Origin of the sequence: Kitasatospora sp. CB02891 (assembly GCF_002803145.1) — a bacterium.
In the GTDB taxonomy this organism is placed as follows: Bacteria; Actinomycetota; Actinomycetes; order Streptomycetales; family Streptomycetaceae; genus Kitasatospora; species Kitasatospora griseola.
This window is the reverse complement of the sequence record NZ_NNBO01000014.1, coordinates 66,411-83,175: the sequence shown is the minus strand read 5'-3', so window position 1 is coordinate 83,175 and position 16,765 is coordinate 66,411. Positions and strand designations below refer to the sequence as shown.

General features: G+C 71.9%; 18 protein-coding genes, 1 tRNA gene and 1 pseudogene. 5 read left to right on the top strand and 15 right to left on the bottom strand.

Annotated features, from left to right (window positions below; genetic code table 11):
• Nucleotides 1-7: 7 nt before the first annotated feature.
• Nucleotides 8-682, bottom strand: coding sequence for an SGNH/GDSL hydrolase family protein (locus CG736_RS27130; protein WP_100588799.1), 675 nt, complete (start codon nt 680-682; stop codon nt 8-10).
• Nucleotides 683-864: 182 nt separating this feature from the next.
• On the opposite strand from CG736_RS27130, the gene CG736_RS27125 reads away from it, so the two are divergent.
• Together CG736_RS27125 and CG736_RS27120 are read left to right on the top strand one after the other, a co-directional pair.
• Nucleotides 865-2,304, top strand: coding sequence for a DNA-3-methyladenine glycosylase 2 family protein (locus CG736_RS27125; RefSeq protein WP_100588798.1), 1,440 nt, complete (start codon nt 865-867; stop codon nt 2,302-2,304).
• A 146-nt stretch (nt 2,305-2,450) separates the two neighbouring features.
• Complete coding sequence (locus CG736_RS27120) at nt 2,451-2,939, top strand: methylated-DNA--[protein]-cysteine S-methyltransferase (protein ID WP_369880595.1); 489 nt, start codon at nt 2,451-2,453, stop codon at nt 2,937-2,939.
• Here CG736_RS27120 and CG736_RS27115 read toward each other — a convergent pair.
• From CG736_RS27115 to CG736_RS27060, 12 genes are all read right to left on the bottom strand, one after another.
• On the bottom strand, nt 2,933-3,127 hold the full coding sequence (locus tag CG736_RS27115) for a hypothetical protein (RefSeq protein ID WP_100588797.1): 195 nt from the start codon (nt 3,125-3,127) through the stop codon (nt 2,933-2,935). The two genes, CG736_RS27120 and CG736_RS27115, sit on opposite strands and share 7 nt — an antisense overlap.
• The gene (locus CG736_RS27110; RefSeq protein WP_100588796.1) at nt 3,120-4,355 is read right to left on the bottom strand and encodes a beta-ketoacyl synthase; all 1,236 of its coding nucleotides are present in this window, start codon (nt 4,353-4,355) and stop codon (nt 3,120-3,122) included. Before CG736_RS27110 ends, CG736_RS27115 begins: the two co-directional genes overlap by 8 nt.
• On the bottom strand, nt 4,352-4,594 hold the full coding sequence (locus CG736_RS27105; RefSeq protein ID WP_043915822.1) for an acyl carrier protein: 243 nt from the start codon (nt 4,592-4,594) through the stop codon (nt 4,352-4,354). Before CG736_RS27105 ends, CG736_RS27110 begins: the two co-directional genes overlap by 4 nt.
• 81 nt (nt 4,595-4,675) lie before the next feature.
• A complete protein-coding gene (locus tag CG736_RS27100) occupies nt 4,676-5,677 on the bottom strand; it encodes a beta-ketoacyl-ACP synthase III (protein WP_100588795.1) in 1,002 nt (333 codons plus the stop codon).
• Nucleotides 5,674-6,747 (bottom strand): acyl-CoA desaturase, encoded by a 1,074-nt coding sequence (locus CG736_RS27095; RefSeq protein ID WP_100588794.1) that lies wholly within the window; start codon nt 6,745-6,747, stop codon nt 5,674-5,676. Before CG736_RS27095 ends, CG736_RS27100 begins: the two co-directional genes overlap by 4 nt.
• The gene (locus tag CG736_RS27090) at nt 6,744-7,706 is read right to left on the bottom strand and encodes a VlmB-like protein (RefSeq protein ID WP_198520626.1); all 963 of its coding nucleotides are present in this window, start codon (nt 7,704-7,706) and stop codon (nt 6,744-6,746) included. The genes CG736_RS27095 and CG736_RS27090 overlap by 4 nt, the downstream gene beginning before the upstream one ends.
• Nucleotides 7,706-8,260 carry a flavin reductase family protein gene (locus CG736_RS27085; RefSeq protein WP_100588793.1) on the bottom strand — a complete coding sequence of 185 codons (555 nt, stop codon included), beginning with the start codon at nt 8,258-8,260 and terminating at the stop codon, nt 7,706-7,708. The genes CG736_RS27090 and CG736_RS27085 overlap by 1 nt, the downstream gene beginning before the upstream one ends.
• Nucleotides 8,257-8,739 (bottom strand): hypothetical protein, encoded by a 483-nt coding sequence (locus tag CG736_RS27080; RefSeq protein WP_043915819.1) that lies wholly within the window; start codon nt 8,737-8,739, stop codon nt 8,257-8,259. The genes CG736_RS27085 and CG736_RS27080 overlap by 4 nt, the downstream gene beginning before the upstream one ends.
• Nucleotide 8,740: 1 nt before the next feature.
• Complete coding sequence (locus CG736_RS27075) at nt 8,741-9,238, bottom strand: type II toxin-antitoxin system RatA family toxin (protein WP_369880547.1); 498 nt, start codon at nt 9,236-9,238, stop codon at nt 8,741-8,743.
• 7 nt (nt 9,239-9,245) lie between these two features.
• A complete protein-coding gene (locus CG736_RS27070; protein ID WP_100588791.1) occupies nt 9,246-10,547 on the bottom strand; it encodes an aspartate aminotransferase family protein in 1,302 nt (433 codons plus the stop codon).
• A gap of 8 nt (nt 10,548-10,555) precedes the next feature.
• Nucleotides 10,556-11,692, bottom strand: coding sequence for an acyl-CoA dehydrogenase family protein (locus CG736_RS27065; RefSeq protein WP_100588790.1), 1,137 nt, complete (start codon nt 11,690-11,692; stop codon nt 10,556-10,558).
• 58 nt (nt 11,693-11,750) lie between these two features.
• Nucleotides 11,751-13,385 (bottom strand): aldehyde dehydrogenase, encoded by a 1,635-nt coding sequence (locus tag CG736_RS27060; protein WP_189275882.1) that lies wholly within the window; start codon nt 13,383-13,385, stop codon nt 11,751-11,753.
• A 232-nt stretch (nt 13,386-13,617) separates the two neighbouring features.
• Between CG736_RS27060 and CG736_RS27055 the strand changes: the two genes are divergently transcribed.
• The gene (locus CG736_RS27055) at nt 13,618-14,589 is read left to right on the top strand and encodes a bifunctional lysylphosphatidylglycerol flippase/synthetase MprF (RefSeq protein ID WP_369880545.1); all 972 of its coding nucleotides are present in this window, start codon (nt 13,618-13,620) and stop codon (nt 14,587-14,589) included.
• A 48-nt stretch (nt 14,590-14,637) separates the two neighbouring features.
• On the opposite strand, the gene CG736_RS38035 is transcribed toward CG736_RS27055, so the two are convergent.
• Nucleotides 14,638-15,096: an AfsR/SARP family transcriptional regulator gene (locus tag CG736_RS38035; RefSeq protein WP_232734219.1), complete on the bottom strand. Its 459-nt coding sequence runs from the start codon at nt 15,094-15,096 to the stop codon at nt 14,638-14,640.
• 33 nt (nt 15,097-15,129) lie between these two features.
• Nucleotides 15,130-15,399, bottom strand: a pseudogene (locus CG736_RS38440) (winged helix-turn-helix domain-containing protein); the annotation flags it as partial.
• A gap of 333 nt (nt 15,400-15,732) precedes the next feature.
• On the opposite strand from CG736_RS38440, the gene CG736_RS27045 reads away from it, so the two are divergent.
• A complete protein-coding gene (locus tag CG736_RS27045; protein ID WP_100588788.1) occupies nt 15,733-16,455 on the top strand; it encodes an SGNH/GDSL hydrolase family protein in 723 nt (240 codons plus the stop codon).
• 208 nt (nt 16,456-16,663) lie between these two features.
• Nucleotides 16,664-16,751, top strand: a tRNA-Pro gene (locus CG736_RS36550).
• Nucleotides 16,752-16,765 lie beyond the last annotated feature (14 nt).

The following is a 16,765-nucleotide window of genomic DNA, read 5'->3' as shown; positions in this document are numbered from 1 at the left end:
GGCCAGGTCAGCGCACCGGATTGCCGAGTCGGTCGGCCAGCGCGCGGATCACCTCGGTGCCCAGCACCGCCTGCCCGCGGGCGTTGAGGTGGATGCCGTCGCCGGACCAGATCGAGGCCTCCCGGGACGTCGGGTGGCTCTGCATGTCCAGGTACACGGCCTTCAGTCGCTCCGACACGGCCTGCATGCGCACCGAGATCGCCGCCAGCCGCTCGCGCGCCACCTCGCGGTACCTCGGGTCGAAGTGCGGGTTGCCGACGATGTCGAAGAAACCCGAGGTCACCAGCGTCGCGCCGGTGGCGCTGAGCGGCTCGAACAGCGCCGTCAGCTGCTCCTCGACGGCGTCCGGGTCGAACTCCCGGCGGAACGCGTCGTTGCCGCCGCAGAACGCCACCACCAGGTCGGGCTCGAAGTCCAGGGCCGCCTGCAGCTGGCTCTCCCGGACCTCCGCGGTGAGCAGGTTGCGCCGGCCGAGGTTGACGTGGACCAGCTCCGGCTGGACCGTGCGCAGCGCCGGCACCACCAGGTCGAACCAGGCGCCCAGTCCGTAGCCGGCGTACGGCTCGGTGACGCCCTCGGCGGCGCTGTCGCCCACGATCGCCAGGCGGGTCCACGGCGCTCCGGTCAACAGGCGTCCGCCTTCGGTCGGGGAGAGCACATAGGGGTCGGTCGACTCGGACATCGTCGTGGTCCCTTCCTCGATATGAATGGCCTGGAGATCGCCGACTCACTGTCGCAGCAGGACAGCGACCGGGCTGGCGGGTTTCGGCCGTGTTCGTCCGCCGGGCGGCCGGGGCGGGCGTCCCCGCCGTCCATGACCGAAAACTGCCAGCCTCCGGCCACCGGGTGGGCCACGATGGAGAGATGATTGACGACGAGAAGCGCTACCAGGCGATGCGCAGCAAGGACAGCCGTTTCGACGGCTGGTTCTTCGTCGCTGTGCGGACCACTGGTATCTACTGTCGTCCGAGTTGCCCGGCGGTCACCCCGAAGCGGGAGAACGTCCGGTTCTACTCGTCGGCGGCGGCCGCGCAGACCGCCGGCTTCCGCGCCTGCAAGCGGTGCCGCCCCGACGCCACCCCCGGCTCCCCCGAGTGGAACGTGCGCGCGGACGTCGTCGGACGGGCCATGCGGCTGATCTCCGACGGCGCCGTCGACCGCGGCGGGGTGTCCGGCCTGGCCGGTGAACTGGGGTACAGCGTCCGGCAGTTGCACCGCCTGCTGACCGAGGAGATGGGTGCCGGCCCGCTGGCCCTGGCGCGCGCCCAGCGCGCCCACACCACCCGCGTCCTGCTGGAGATGACGGACCTTCCGATGGCCGAGGTCGCGTTCGCGGCCGGCTTCTCCAGCGTGCGGCAGTTCAACGACACCATCCGGCAGGTCTTCGCCCGGACGCCCTCGGAGCTCCGGTCGCGGGCCAGCAACCTGGGCGGCTCCGACGTGGTCGGCACGATCCGGCTGCGGCTCCCGTTCCGGCCGCCGCTCGACCACGCCCGGCTGTTCGGGTTCCTCGCCGCCCGGGCGGTGCCCGGCGTCGAGGAGTTCACCGGCGGCGCGTACCGGCGGGTGCTGTCGCTCCCCCGTTCCACCGCGGTCGTCGAGCTGTCCCCCAGCGACGGGCAGCCCTTCCTGTGGGCCCGGCTGTGGCTGGACGACCTGCGCGACCTCGGCGCCGCCGTCCAGCGCTGCCGGCGGCTGCTCGACCTGGACGCGGACCCGCAGGCGGTCGTCGAGACGCTGAGCGGCTGCGCGTTACTGGGGCCCCGGGTCGCCGGGTCGCCGGGGCTGCGCTCACCCGGCGCCGTGGACGCGGCGGAGCTCGCCGTCCGGGCGCTGCTCGGCCAGCAGGTCTCGGTGGCGAGCGCCCGGACCTCGGCCGGCCGGCTCACCGCCCGGTACGGCAAGCCGCTGACCGCCCCGAACGGCGGGCTCACCCACGCCTTCCCCACGCCGGAGGCGCTGGCCGCCGCCGACCCCGCCGACCTGCCCGTGCCGCAGGCCCTGCACGGCCTGGCCGAGGCGCTCGCCTCCGGGCGGCTGACGATCGGCCCCGGGACGGACCGGGAGGAGAACGAGGAGCACCTGCTGACACTGCCCGGGATCGCGCCCCGGACGGCCGGCTACATCCGGATGCGGGCCCTCGGCGACCCGGACGTCTTCCTGCCCACCGACCTGGGCATCCGGCGGGCGCTGGAGCGGCTCGGCCAGCCCGGCGACCCGCACCACGCGCTGGCGCTGGCCCGGCGCTGGCGCCCGTGGCGCTCGTACGCCCTGCACCACCTGTGGTCCGTACTCACCCCCTGACCGAACCGATTCCAGCCGTTTCCCCGAAGGACGTTTGCTCCGTGCCGCACGCACCCGACGACCCCACCGGCCCGCAGGCCCAGGACACCCTGTTCGCGCTCCCGGCGGAGCCCCCGTCCGTCCCGCCGACGGAGTTCGCCGAGCCGCTGGACGGCCCGGTCCGGTACACGCTGAGCCCGTCGCCCGTCGAGGACCTGCTCCTCGTGGGCGACGGGCGCTCGATCCTCGGCATCTACATGACGGAGCAGCTGTACGGCCCGGAGATCGGGCCGGACTGGGTGCGGGACCCGGGGCTGTTCAAGGAGGCCGAGCGCCAGCTGGACGCGTACTTCGCGCTGGAACTGCGCGTCTTCGACCTCCCGCTCGCGCCCCGGGGCACCGCGTTCCAGCGCACCGTGTGGCGGGAGCTCACCCGCCTGCCGTACGGCGTCACCACCTCCTACGGGGCCATCGCGGCGGATCTGGGCCGGCCGTCGGCGGCCCGGGCCGTCGGCATGGCGAACGGACGGAACCCGGTGGGGATCGTGATCCCGTGCCACCGGGTGGTCGGCTCCGACGGGTCGCTGACCGGGTACGGCGGCGGCCTGCCCCGCAAGCGGCGGCTGCTCGACATGGAGCGCCGCAACCGTCACTGAGCGGGTCTGCGCTCCTCGCCGGAGCGGCGCAGCGACCAGATCTCCTTCCCGGTGCGGATGTCGGGCGCGCCCGCGGGCGGGTCCTGGATCACCGTCAGCAGTTCGGGGTTGATCAGTCCGAGCAGTGCTTCCACGATGTGCGCCGGCCAGCCCTCCTCGTCGTCGGGTGCCGGCCCGGGTTCAGGCACGGCTGAGCAGGAGCACCGCATTCTGCCCGCCGAATCCGAAGGAGTTGCTGACCGCCACCTCGACGGGGGCGGTGCGTCCCGCCCCGGCCACCACGTCGATCTCGATCTTCGGGTCCTGGCGTTCCAGGTTGGCCGTCGGCGGGATGAAGCCGTGTTCCAGGGTCAGTGCCGTGGCGACCGCCTCGATCGCGCCGGCCGCGCCGAGCGCGTGCCCGACCACGCCCTTGACGGAGGTGACGGCGGGGCGTTCGCCGAACACCCGGCGGATCAGCCGGGCCTCCGCGAGGTCGTTGAGCGGGGTGGACGTGCCGTGCGCGTTGACGTGGTCGACGTCGGCGGGGCCGAGCCCGGCGTCGGCGAGCGCCGCGCGCAGGGCCAGTTCCGCGCCCGCGCCCTCGGGGTCCGGCGCGGTCGCGTTGTGGGCGTCCGCCGAGGCCCCGTAGCCGCTGACCCTGGCCCGGATCCGCGCGCCGCGGGCCCGGGCGTCGGCCTCGCGCTCCAGCACCAGGACGGCGGCGCCCTCCGCGGGCACGAAGCCGTCCCGGTCGACGTCGAACGGGCGGGACGCCGCCTGCGGGTCGTCGCGCCCGGACAGCGCGCCCATCTGGCTGAAGCCCGAGATGATCGAGGGGATCATGCAGGCCTCGGTCCCGCCGGTGATCACGATGTCGCAGGCGCCGGACCGCAGGAGTTCGCGCGCCGTGCCGATGGCGGTCGTGCCCGAGGCGCACGCGGTCGCGGTCACCAGGTTCGGGCCGCGCGCACCGCACTCCATGGCCACGTACCCGGCGGCCATGTTCACCGCCAGCATCGGGATCAGCAGCGAGGACACCTTGGTCGGCCCCTGCTCCAGCAGGACGTGGTGCTGCTTCTCCCAGGTCGCCGCGCCGCCGATCCCGCTGCCCAGGACGACGCCGACCCGGGCGCCGTCCCATCCGCTCGGGTCGAGGCCCGCGTCGGCGAGCGCCTCGGTGGCGGCGGCGACGGCGAACTGGCTGCACCGGTCGAGCCGCCAGGCCTTCCGGCGTCCCACCGCGCGGACCGGGTCGAAGTCCTCGACCGCGCAGCCGAACCGGGCCGGGAGGCCGGCGAGTTCGGGGACCGGCCCGGCCGCGGTGCGCCCGCCCTCGCAGAGCCGGTCCCAGGCGGCCTTCACGCCGGTCCCGGCCGCGGTCACCATGCCCACGCCGGTGACCGCGGCGTGGAACGGCTCGCGGTCGGTCGTCATCCGATGCTCACCGCCTTGGCGGCGATCGCCTCGGCGGCCTGGCCGATCGAGTCGGAGGAGCGGATGTCGTCGTCCTCGATCTTGACGCCGAACTCGTCCTGGGCGGCCAGGCCCAGCTCCACCAGGGCCAGCGAGTCCATCTCCAGTTCGTTGAAGGTGGTCTCCGTGGAGACCTCGTCCGGCTCGATGCCGAAGCCGCGGGTCAGCAGACCGACCAGGCGGTCGTAGACGTCGTTCATGAGCGGTCTCCTCTGTTTCGGTGCGCGATGACGTGCAATGACGTGCAATGACGTGCGGTGACGCGGCGTGCGGCGGTCGGATCAGATCGGTGTCACGTCGGGCCAGCGGACGGCGCAGGCCCCCCAGGTGATCCCGCCGCCGAAGGCGGTCATCACCACCCGGTCCCCGGGGCGCAGCGCGCCGCGCTCCACGGCGTCGGCCAGGGCGAGCGGGACGGCGGCCGCGGCGGTGTTGCCGACCCGGTCGAGGTGGACGGCGCAGCGCTCCCGCGGCAGCTTCATCCGGTCCGCGACGGCGTGCATGATCCGCAGGTTGGCCTGGTGCGGGACGAGCAGGTCCACCTCGTCCACGCTCCAGCCGGCCCGGTGGGCGACGTCCAGCGCGGAGGCCGCCATCCGTTCGACGGCGCTGCGGAAGACGGTCTTCCCGACCATCCGGAAGTACGGGTCGTAGCCGGGCCCGGTGCGGGCGGTGAACGGCTCCCGGGAGCCGCCCGACGGGACGGTGATCAAGTCGCTGCCCGTTCCGTCGCTGGCCAGGTCGAGCGGTCCGAGGGCGCCGGGCGCGTCCGGGTCGCCGGCGGTGAGCAGCACCGCCCCGGCGCCGTCGCCGAAGATCGCCCGGGTGGAGCGGTCCTGCGGGTCGAGGATGCTGGAGAACTTCTCCGCGCCGACGACCAGCACGGAGTCGACGGTTCCGGCGGCGATCAGGCCGCCGGCCACGCCGAGGCCGTACAGGAATCCGGTGCACACGGCGGCCACGTCGAACGCCGGCACGGTGCCGAGGTTCAGCCCGGTGGCGACCAGCGGCGCCGTGGCCGGGCACGGCCGGTCGGGCGTGGTGGTGGCGACCACCACGCAGTCCGCGCCCTCCCGGCCGGCCGACTTCAGGGCCCGGCGGCCGGCCTCGACGGCCAGGTCGGAGGTGGCCGTGCGGTCGTCGGCGGTGTGCCGCTGCCCGATGCCCGTACGGCTGCGGATCCAGGCGTCGTCGGTGTCCAGTTCCCGGGCGAGGTCGTCGTTGGTGACGATCCGGGGAGGCAGCCACGAGCCCAGGCCGCTGATGACCGCCGCCCTGGTCATCGGCCCGCCGCCGACACCAGCGAGGCGTCCTGCTGCTCCAGCACCCGCACCTGGTCGCTGACGTCGCCGAGGTACTCGGAGACGTCGAGGTAGGACCTGAGCAGCCGGACCTCGACGTAGGGCAGGCCGTGGGTGAGGCAGTAGTCCTTCACCACCGGCTGCGCGCGGTGCAGGTTCCGGCGCGGCATGTTCGGGAAGAGGTGGTGCTCGATCTGGTAGTTGAGGCCGCCGTAGAAGAAGTGGGTGATCCGGCTGGGCAGCATGTTCCGGGAGGTGACGACCTGTCGGGTGATCCAGTCGAGCTCCTCCTTCTCGCCGTCGCGCACCGGCAGGCCCTTGTGGTTGGGCGCGAACAGCAGGCCCATGTAGAAGCCGAACAGCGCCTGGTGGACCACGATGAACGCGACGGCCTTGAGCGGGGAGAGCACCAGGAAGACCGCGGCCAGGTAGGCCGCCAGGTGGATCGACAGCATCAGCAGGTCGGCGCCCTTGTTGCGCTTGAGCGCGCCCCGCCTGGCCGCGACGTAGCCCGACAGGTGCAGGCGCAGGCCCTCCATCATGATCACCACGTAGAACATCCAGGACTGGTGGCGCACGATGAAGCGGCTCAGCGGCGTGGTGCGCTTGTGCCGGTCGCCGCTGTCGAAGATCACCTGGCGGCGCAGGATGTCGGGGTCGAGGGACAGGTGGTTGGGGAAGTTGTGGTGCTTGGTGTGGTGGCCGACCCACCAGCCGAAGCTGACTCCGGTCAGCAGGTTGCCGTGGATGTAGCCGATCAGGTCGCTGGCCCGGCGGGTGCGGAAGATCTGCCGGTGGCCCGCGTCGTGCCCGACCAGGTCGGTCTGCGCGAAGCAGAAGGCGAGGAACGCCGCCACCACGAGCTGGAGCCAGCTGTCCCCGAGGAACGCGAAGGCCGTCCATCCGGCCGCGAGCAGGATCAGGTTGGAGACGATCTTGTAGACGAAGAACCACGGCTGGAGGTCCATCAGGCCGGCGTCCTTGACCACCTTGGTGATCTCGTCGTAGTTCGCCGTCGCCGCCTGCCTCCCGGCGCCGTCCGACTGCGTCATATCGCCTCCTCCAGCCCCATGTAGGCCAGCCGGGCGCGCTGCATCCGGTCGGCCCAGGCCTGCCCGGTCGCCATCCGCTCCTCGGCCGTGGTGTCCACCAGCCGCCGCCCGGGCCAGACCTCGTAGTCGCCGAGCAGCTTCCCGTGCTCCTCGATGCCCTGCTGGAACAGCGACTCGCGCCGCTGGAGCATGTCGTGGGTGGGCAGCCGGCCCCACAGCCGGTAGCCCTCCCGGATCAGCTCCAGCACCCGCGGCTTGTCCTCCGGGTGCTTCAGCAGGTGGTCGCGGACGATGGCGCTGCCGACCGTGAGGTGGCGGATCTCGTCGATGCCGGCGCCGCGCTCGATGTCCGCGGCGGCCGGGTCGAACACCCGCCACTTGCGCTCGCTGAGCTCCGCTGACGGCGCCAGCACGCCCTCGACCAGGACGGTCAGCACCAGCACGCCGCCGATGAAGTCGCCCTCGTCGCGCAGCACCCGCAGGCCGAACTCCTCCAGCGGCACCAGCACGCCGTCCCGGTCGCGCTGCGCGAGCCGGTCGACGGACTGCCACAACTCGGCCTTCGGGATGCCGAGTTGCAGCAGGTGGCTGCGGAAGACCATGGCGTGCCTGGCCTCGTCGAGCAGCTGCGTGGAGTAGAACTCCAGGCAGTCGTTGTCGGGCGCCAGCGCGACCATGTACGCGATGGCGCGGGTGGCCTTCTCCTCCGCGATCGAGCGGAAGGCGAGCTCCATGGTGAGCGCGCTGTTGAGCGGGCCCGGCTCGCTGACCACCGACAGCGGGCGCACGTCGTCGGCGTGGCCGAGCACGTGACCGCGCAGCGTGCCCTGCGGGACGGCCGCCAGCCAGTACTTCAGGTCGGCGGAGGCCGGTGTCAGTTCGAGGTCAATGGCGCCGTCGACGAGCGACGGGGCGCGCTCCCAGTCCGCCTCTGCGGGAATGTTCTCGGACACGGTCATCAATCCCTCTCGGTGTGCAGGGTCGCTTCGGTCAGCCCGTGCAGGCCGCCCGCGTAGTTGAGCAGTGGGGCGCCGGCGCCGCGGACCGCCCGTTCCACCTGGGCCAGGACGAGTTCGTGGTCGCCGACCTCGACGGTTCCGCGGACCCGGCAGGTCAGCCAGCCGACCGCGCCGACCAGCACCGGGACCCCGTCCTCGGCCAGGTCCGACCAGGCCTCGCCCGCCAACTGGCCGACGCCCCGCGCGCGGTGGCGCCGCGCGAAGTGCCGTGCCAGGTCGGCCTGCCGGGCGCCGAGCGCGTTGACCACGAAGGTGCGGGTGCTCAGCAGCGCCTGCAGGCCGCGGCTGCCGCGCCGCAGCGCGACCGAGACCATCGGCGGCCGGCGGGACGCCAGGGTCAGGGTGCTGACCGTCACGCCCTCGACGTCCTGCGCGTCGCCGCAGGTCAGCACCGCGACGCCGGTGACGAACTGTTCGAGGATCAGCCGGTGGGCGCCGTCGGCCTCGTTCGGGCCCGCCGCGGCGGACAGGTGCTGGGCGGTCGCCCCGGTCACCGGGCGCCCAGCGCCCGGGGCGGCAGCAGCTCGCCGGTGGAGGCCAGGTACTCGCTGGAGAACCGGCGGTAGGCCGGGTGGGCCTTCGGCTCGAAGTGCAGCCCGAACGGCTTGAGGAAGTTGCCGAAGATCGCGCGGTCCCCGAACAGGTGGATGGGCACGACCAGCAGGGCCCACTCCGCCCCGGCCAGCCAGATCCAGGCCAGCACGACCAGTCCCTGGGTGACCATGCTGTGCATGGTGTTGTAGAGGACGTAGTAGACCTTGGGGGTCGGGGCGTCCGGGTGTCGGTGGTAGCGGAGCGCGCCGGGCAGGTAGCCGATCACGTCGATGTACGCGAACAGCAGCACCGCCGGGAGCCAGCGGACCTCCCCGATGTGCGCGAAGAACAGCACCACGGACACCAGCAGTCCGAGCCCGTACTCGGCGCGCACCAGCCAGGCCGTGGCGCCGGTCATGAACAGGTTCTTCTGGTCCATCTCAGCCCACTTCCAGTGCGGAGTCCGGGATCTCCGCGGCGGGCTCGGCGACCGCCCGGGCCACCGCCTCGTCGCCGACCACCCGGGCCGTGCCGAACAGGCCGACGACCACCCGGGCGATGGTCTCCTTGAACACCCGCACCGCGACCGGGTCGAGGATGCCCGCGAGGCTCGGGATGCCGAAGTCGAACTCGGCGGAGAAGTGCACCCGGCACTCGCCGTCGACCTCGGCGATCCGCCAGCTGCCGGCGAACGAGTCGAAGTCGCCGTCGAGTTGGGAGAAGTCGATGGTCAGGGCGGCGACGTCGAACCGGTCCTCCTCGGTCCAGCGGAGGATGCCGTTGCGGAAGTACACCTCCCAGTCGCTGGTCTCCTCCGCGTCGCCGATCCGGTGCACGGTCACCGCCCGTACCACCGGCACCAGTTCGGGGTAGCGGGCGAAGTCCCGCACCCGCTCGAAGACGGTGACCGGATCACCGTCGGGTACTGCGACAGTCACCTCGACGCTACGCATGGACGGTTCCGCCTTCACCAGTCGGCGCGTACCGGGCAGCCTGCTTCCGGCACGCGTTGTCGAATGCCTCGTAGAGGTGATCCACCTCCGCGCGGGTCAAGATCGCCGGCGGCGTGAGCCGCAGCACCAGGTGCGAGTTGAGCGAGTGGTTCGCCACCACGCCCTGCATCACCAGCTCGATCAGCAGGTCGCCGGCGATGCCGGGCTCGGCGAACTCGAAGCCCAGCAGCAGCCCGCGGCCGCGGACCGCGGACACCGCGGAGCCGAAGTGCCGGCGGACGATGTCGCCCAGCCCGAGCCGCAGGTCGGCGCCCAGCTCGTGCGAGCGGGCGACCAGGTTCTCCTCCTCGATCGCCGCCAGCGCCCCGCGGGCCGCGGCCATCGCCAGCGGCACCCCGGAGAACGTCGAGGTGTGCAGGTACGGGTCCTTGTCGAAGACCGAGAACGCCTTCGCGGTCGCCACCACCGCCGACACCGGGACGATGCCGCCGCTGAGCCCCTTGCCCACCAGCAGGGCGTCGGGGGTGACGCCCTCCCGGTCGGCGCCGAACCAGGTGCCGAGGCGGCCCAGTCCGGTCTGGACCTCGTCGAGGACCAGGAACGCGTCGTGCCGGCGGCAGGCGACGGCCACGTCCCGCAGGTAGCCGTCCGGCGGGACGATCACCCCGGCCTCGCCCTGGACCGGCTCGATGACCACGCAGGCCCGCCCGGGCATCGTCCGCAGCAGCTCCTCCAGGGCCTGGGCGTCCCCGTACGGGACGTGGTCCACGCCCGGCAGCAGCGGGCGGAACGGGTCCTGGAACAGCGCCTTGCCGGTGAGGCTGAGCGCGCCCATGGTCTTGCCGTGGTAGCCGCCGTGGGTGGCGATCAGCCGGTCCTTGCCGTGCGTCCGGGCCATCTTGATCGCGGTCTCCACCGCCTCCGCGCCCGAGCCCGCGAAGTGCACCCGCTCCAGGCCGCTCGGCGCGACCTTGACCAGGGCGTCCGCGGCCAGCGCGGCCTGCGGCTCCAGGAAGATCCGGCTGGCCACCGGGTGCCGGTGCAGCTGCTCCTCGACGTAGCGGGTGACGATCGGGTGCCGGGCCCCCATCAGGAGCACGCCGTACCCGCCGCAGTTGAGGAACCGGCGGCCCTCGGCGGTGGTCAGCCACGCGCCCTGGGAGCCGGTCTCCACGTGCCCGCCGAACAGCTCGCCCAGCGTGGCCCGGCCCTTGTTCAGCCGCCTGCGGTACAGCCGGCCGAGCGTCTCGCGGTCGACCTCCGCGGGCTGGTAGCCGACGTCAGTCCTGTTCATCTCACTCCTCAGCTGAGCCGCAGCGGACGGCCGGCGGTGTGCTCCAGCAGGGGGCCTGCGAAGCTCGCGCGGGACGGCGGGTGGAACGACAGGCCCTGGGCGGCGGCGGTGAGGTAGGCGACGTCGGAGGACGAGATGAAGGCCATCCCGCCGAGCGCCTCGGCGGCCCGGTGGGCCGTCTCCGCCAGCGCGTCCTGCGCGCCGTAGCGGGCCAGCAGCGCCTTGCCGAGCGCCTCGTTGCCGGCCTCGCCGTCCATCACCATCCGGGCGACGCCCTCCAGCAGCAGGTTGGCGGTCTCCAGACGGGTGATCAGCTGGGCCCGGTCGGAGTCACTGCCCCGGCCGCTGCTCAGCACCTTCTCCACCAGGCCGGTCACGATGCCCAAGTAGGAGGCGGAGATGAGCAGTTCGAACCAGATGAAGCCGACCGTCTGGAGCTGGTCGAGCTCGCCGGCGTCGCCCAGCTCGGTCCGCATCAGCTGGCGCTCGTCCACGAAGACGTCCGTGAGCCGGACCTCGTCGCTCTCCGCCCCGGCCAGCGCGAAGGACGACCAGAACGGGTGCACGGTGATGCCCTCGGCCTGCCGGGGCACCAGCAGCACCGCCATGTCGCTGCCGCCGTCGGCCCGCGGCAGGGCCGTGCTCGCGGTCAGCAGGTCCATCGACTGCGAGAGGCTGCACGGCTTCTTCGAGCCGTTGATCAGGTATCCGCCCTCGGTCTCCCGGGCCCGCATGGTCGGGGCGAGGATGCCCTGGCTCGGCCGGCCCTCGGCGAACCCGGAGGCGACCAGCAGGTTCTGCGAGCAGATGCCCTCCAGCAGCGCCCACTCCACGCCGCTGCTCTGCAGGCTCTCGGCCAGGGTGAACAGGGTCGCCACCGAGAAGTGGTGCATGGTGGTCGCGACGGCGAGCGACGGGGCCCGCAGGGCCAGCGCCCGGGTCACCTGCAGCGCCTGCAGCGGGTTCGCCCCGGAGCCGGAGTAGCTGGTGGGGACGACCAGCCGGGCGCCGCCGGCGGCGCGGAACAGGTCCAGGGACGAGCTGCCCGGCTGCTCCAGCTCGGTCAGCGGGACGGCGGCCAGCTTGTCCTGCAGGCCGGGCAGGAACTCCTCGCACGACGCGCGTGCGGCGTCCAGTGAGCGCATATCGGTTGTCGACTCCTTGTCGGGTTTGGGCCGGTGCACTGCTCCACGGCCGGGCGCGTCACGAGCGTTGGGCTTCCAGCGCCTTCCAGGCGTCGAAGACCGCCTCCCGGGGGCGCGAACCGGTGCTGACGCTCACGCCCTGGATGTGCGAGGTGCGCAGGATCGGGTAGTTGGCCTCGCCGAACACGCCGCCGGTCAGACCGGTGCCGCCGTGCGTGGGCAGGTAGGGCAGGAAGCCGATGTGGGAGTCGTTGACCTTCAGCAGCCCGCCGACGGTGACCCGGGCCAGGACCTGCTCGACCACCTCCGGGTCCTTGGCCCACAGGGAGTTCCGCAGCCCGTACTCGTTGGTGTTGAGGTGGCCGATGAAGCGCTCCAGCAGCACCTCGTCGGGCGCCTCCTCCGCGATCACCAGCGGCAGCAGCGGGAAGAAGGTCTCGTGCCGCACCGCGTCGATCTCCCGCGCGGACTCCAGCCCGCGGACCACCACGACGGTGGGCTCCAGGAAGATGCCCGCGGGGTCCCGCGTCTCGTCGGCCTGCATGGCGTGCCCGCCGCAGGCGAGTTCGGCGCCCTTGTCCAGCGCGTCCTGGAGGCACTGGAAGAACTTCTCGTTGCGCAGCACCGGGGTGAGCAGCACGTCCGGCTGGCTCGGGTGGCCCGGCAGGATGTGGCCGACGTGGCGGACCAGGTGCTCGATCAGCTCGTCCGCGACGGCGGGGTGGACCACGACCTGATTGGGGATCATGCACAGCTGCCCGGAGCCGTAGAAGCTCTCGGTCAGCGCCTCGGCCGCCAGGTCGAGGTCGGCGTCCTTCCAGATCACCACGGCGTCGTTGCCGGCCAGTTCGAGGATCGGCTTCTTGCCGGCGGCGATGCAGCGCTCCTGGAACCTGATGCCGTTCTCGCTGCTGCCGAAGTACATGACGTCGTCGACGTGCGGGCTGTCCAGCCAGGCCGAGAGCATCGGCGCCGGGTCGCCGCACACCACGTTGAGCGTGCCGGGCGGCGCCCCGATCTCGTCCAGGACCGGGACCACGATCTCGTGCAGGACGTACATCACGCCGAGCGGTGCGCTGCGCGGCGCCCGGATCACCAGCGAGTTGCCGGCCATCAGGGAGGTGACGCCCAGCAGCGCGCTGGAGAGCGGCGCGTTCTGCGGCGGGTTGAGGCAGACCACGCCGTCGGGCCGGCGCCGGACCTCGATCCGGCGCTCGCCGCGGTGGAACTCCTGCAGCATCTGCGAGCGGTAGAAGCCCAACGACTCCGGGCCGAAGCACTCGAGCATGCCGGAGACCTGCCAGCGGGCCAGCGCCAGCGGGTGGCCCTCCGCCACCAGGATCTCGGTGATCTCCTGGGCCTTCTCCGCGAGCCGGGCGTGCAGCAGCTCCCCGAAGCGTTCCAGGCGGGTCTCCAGTGGGAAGGACACCCACTGGCCGGCGGCGACCGCAGCCGCCTCCAGGGCGGCGTCGACCGTCGCCCGGTCCGCCTTCGCGACCCTTCCGACGATGGCGGCCGGAAGGTTTTCCGGCCGAATTCGACCCTGCTCGAGTTTCCTTTTCAGTGTCAGACCGGCGAACGCGTCCTCCAGCAGGGTGCCGGAGTCAATGACATAGACCCATTGATCACTCTCCAGGGTCTTTCCGTTGACATAGGAGCCATAGGTTCGCAGGGGCAGCGAAGCAGTGGACACTCTCACACTCCCTGTCCGGGCGCATTGACGCGGATATTCCGAAGCACCCGAGAACACTCTCAGCGGCACCTGAAAAAGCGCTGACAGGACGCTGAAACGGGACTCTCAGCCGCCTCCAAGGAGCCATTGCTACGTTGCTTCCCACCTGGCGGGACGAGTCGAGGGGCAGAAGCGGATGGTGCGATCCGGAAGTCGGCCGGAAGGGATCTCCACAGCGGGGGACGCGGAGGTTGTGGATCGCGCATTGCCGGTTCTGGAGAAGTACGGGGAGAATGCGAGCGCTTTTCTCGCCCTCAATGCCGGGAACGAGTTCTTCACCCTGCCGGACGAGGACGGGCTGATCGCCTACCGCCGCGCGGGGCGCTACCTGGTGCAGTTCGGCGGCGTCTTCGCGGCGCCCGAGCGGCAGCCGGTACTGCTGCGGGAGTTCCGGGCGGCGGCCGCCCGGGAGCGGCGCCGGATCGTCGGCGTGCAGCTCCAGCGGGCCGATGCCGAGCTGTACCGCGCCGCCGGGTTCACGATCAACCAGGTGGGCGCGTCGTACTCGGTGGCCCTGCCGGACTTCTCGCTGCGCGGTTCGAAGTTCGTGAAGCTGCGCAACAAGATCTCGCGGGCCGGCCGCAGCGGGCTGGAGGTGCGCGAGGTGGACTTCGCCGAGTACGCGGACCGCATCGCCGCGATCGACCGGACCTGGCTGCGCGCCAAGGGCCGGCACGTCAAGGAGATCGAGTTCCTGGTCGGCCAGCTCGGCGGCCCGGCGCAGCGGCTCCGTCGGCTCTTCGTCGGCCTGCTCGACGGCGAGCCGGTCGCGTACATCTCCTACTCACCGGCGTTCGGTTCGCGGCCGGGGTGGCTGCACGACCTCAGCCGGCGGTTGCCGCAGACCGTCCCCGGTGTGATGGAGGCCGTCAACGCGCATGCGGCGGGGCGGTTCAAGGAGGAGGGCGCGGGCTGGCTGCACTTCGGCTTCACGCCGTTCACCGGCCTGGATCCCGAGCACGAACTCGCCGGGCACAGCCCGCTGACCGCGAAGTTCATGCGCCTGCTGGCCGAGCACGGCGGGGCGGTGTATCCGGCGCAGACCCAGCTCGCCTACAAGGAGAAGTGGGCGCCCGGACCGGCCCTGCCGGAGTACCTGGCGTTCGACGGAGGTGCGCGCCTCGGCGCCGTCTGGCAGATCCTCCGCGTGACCAAGTCGGTCTGAGTGCGCCGCCGGCGGGCCGCCGCGTGGCCTGCCGATCGGTCGGTCCGCTCAGGTGCGGGTCGGGGCGTTGTTCAGGATCTGCTGGAACTTGCGCTTCAACCGCGGCGACGGTTCGAGGCCGAGGTCGTTGGTCAGCCGGTGCCGGGTGCGGTGGAAGACGTCGAGGGCGTCCGCCTGGCGGCCCGAGAGGTACAGGGCCGTCATCAACTGCTCGCAGAAACGTTCCCTCAAGGGGTGCTGGAGGCAGAGCTGCTCGATCTCCGGCACGACGATCTGGCTCTGGCCGACTTCGAGCTTGGCGTCGATCAGCAGTTCGAGGGCGACCAGCCGGGTCTCCTCCAGCCGCACGTACGCCGTCCGGCAGATCATTCCGTGGCCGGCGTCCAGCAGCGCGGGGCCGCGCCAGAGCGCGAGACCCTCGGTGAGCAGCTCGACGATGCGCTGCGGCGGCTCCCGCCGGTACCCTTCGAGGCCGGCCACGATGCGGCTGAACCGCTGGGCGTCCACGAGGTCCGGATCGACCCGCAGGACATAACCGGAGTGAGTGGTTTCGATCAGATTGCGGAGCTGGGGCTTTCCGGAACGTTCGGCAAGTATTCTGCGCAATCGTGCGACATGGCTCTGAAGTGAATTCGCTGCATTGCGCGTAAGTCGCTCACCCCACAATTCGTCGATGAGTTCACTGGAGGAGACCGACATTCTCGGAGAGAGTGCCAGTGTGGCCATGATCGCCCGGAGCTTCTCGCCCGGCAGATGGATCGATATGCCGTCGTCCGTCAACTCCAACGGCCCTAAAAGATCGACTCGCATCGCGGCTTCCCTCCCTTGGGGGGCATTTCTCGCTGTGCACTCGTGATCATTCCCGGTTGATCCTAAGCTGGGCCCCAAGCGCTGTCAACGAAAACCGGCCCGTACGCGCGCCGCTTTGACGGCTGTTATTCGATTCGACACAGTCGGCCGTGGCGAAAAATCGCCCCACGGCCAGGATGCCGTCAACTACCGATGGTATTGGTGTGATCGCATTCTGTTGCCGCACGTGCCATGCGCGTTCGCCCCCTTCGGTCGGACGCGGATCATGCGGAACCCGATCCACCCCGACCCGGGCGGCGGCCCGGTGCCAACCTCTGACGACAGGAATGTGCGATGGCGACGAACCGCACCCAGCCGGTCCGGTGGCAGGAGCCGCACCATCTCTCCGAGGGGAAGGTCCGTCAGCTCCTGACCTCGGCGCCCTGGGGCCGCTTCGTGGTCCTCGGCGACAGCGTCGCGGCAGGGGCGGGCGACCACTCCCACGGCTACCGGTCCGAGTACTGGGCCGACCGGGTGGCGGCGATGCTGCGCACCGCGCGGCCCGGCCTCGCCTACCTCAACCTCGGACGGCGCGGCGCCGCCGGCCCCCAGGTGCGCTCGCGGCAGCTGACCAGGGCCCTGGCCTTCCGGCCCGACCTGGCCGCGATCGCCGTCGGCCGGGACGACATGCTCGGCGGCTCGTTCGACGCCGAGATCTTCGCGGCCGAACTCAGCCGGATCATCGCCCCGCTCCGCGCCGTCGGCTGCGACGTGCTGACCTTCGGACTCTTCGACATCAGCAGGTCCAGGTCGGTGCCGCAGCACCGGAAGGCGGCGCTGCGCGAACAGGTCCGCCTGCTCTCCGAGCGCACCGAGGCCGTCGCCCGGCGGCACGGCGCCATCCACGTGGACCTCACCACGCACCCGGCCGGCGAGGATCCGGGGCTCTACAGCAAGGACGGGAACCACCCCACCGTCCGCGGGCACGCCATCGCGGCCGCCTCGGTGATCCACGAGCTGAGCAACAGCCGGAGCACCTTCTCGCTCCTTCGGCACACCTCGACGCTGGCGACCTGACGCCGGCCGGAAGCACTGCGCACATCGGGGCGTCCCGCGCCCTGCCATTGTCATGTTTCGGCCGATTTCCGCGAGGCCCGTCGGCGCCCCCGCCACTGACACGGCGATCTCAGCGGGCTTCCAGCGGCCGCTGCCAGAGTTGTCCCCGCAGCCGGGCAGCAGACGTTGGCACGGCCGGGCAGCAGGCGCTGGAACAGCCGGCCGCCGAGGAGAGGTTCCCGTAGCGGCCCAACGGGGGTCGGGCCAGGGCCCGACCCGGGCGCAAGCCCTCGCAGGTTCGAATCCTGCCCTCTCCGCACACCGGCGAAGC

Coding starts and splice junctions, on each gene's coding strand:
- CG736_RS27130 (WP_100588799.1), bottom strand. CDS start 682: ATGTCCGAGTCGACCGACCCCTATGTGCTCTCCCCGACCGAAGGCGGA.
- CG736_RS27125 (WP_100588798.1), top strand. CDS start 865: ATGATTGACGACGAGAAGCGCTACCAGGCGATGCGCAGCAAGGACAGC.
- CG736_RS27110 (WP_100588796.1), bottom strand. CDS start 4,355: ATGACGACCGACCGCGAGCCGTTCCACGCCGCGGTCACCGGCGTGGGC.
- CG736_RS27105 (WP_043915822.1), bottom strand. CDS start 4,594: ATGAACGACGTCTACGACCGCCTGGTCGGTCTGCTGACCCGCGGCTTC.
- CG736_RS27100 (WP_100588795.1), bottom strand. CDS start 5,677: ATGACCAGGGCGGCGGTCATCAGCGGCCTGGGCTCGTGGCTGCCTCCC.
- CG736_RS27095 (WP_100588794.1), bottom strand. CDS start 6,747: ATGACGCAGTCGGACGGCGCCGGGAGGCAGGCGGCGACGGCGAACTAC.
- CG736_RS27090 (WP_198520626.1), bottom strand. CDS start 7,706: ATGACCGTGTCCGAGAACATTCCCGCAGAGGCGGACTGGGAGCGCGCC.
- CG736_RS27080 (WP_043915819.1), bottom strand. CDS start 8,739: ATGGACCAGAAGAACCTGTTCATGACCGGCGCCACGGCCTGGCTGGTG.
- CG736_RS27070 (WP_100588791.1), bottom strand. CDS start 10,547: ATGAACAGGACTGACGTCGGCTACCAGCCCGCGGAGGTCGACCGCGAG.
- CG736_RS27065 (WP_100588790.1), bottom strand. CDS start 11,692: ATGCGCTCACTGGACGCCGCACGCGCGTCGTGCGAGGAGTTCCTGCCC.
- CG736_RS27045 (WP_100588788.1), top strand. CDS start 15,733: ATGGCGACGAACCGCACCCAGCCGGTCCGGTGGCAGGAGCCGCACCAT.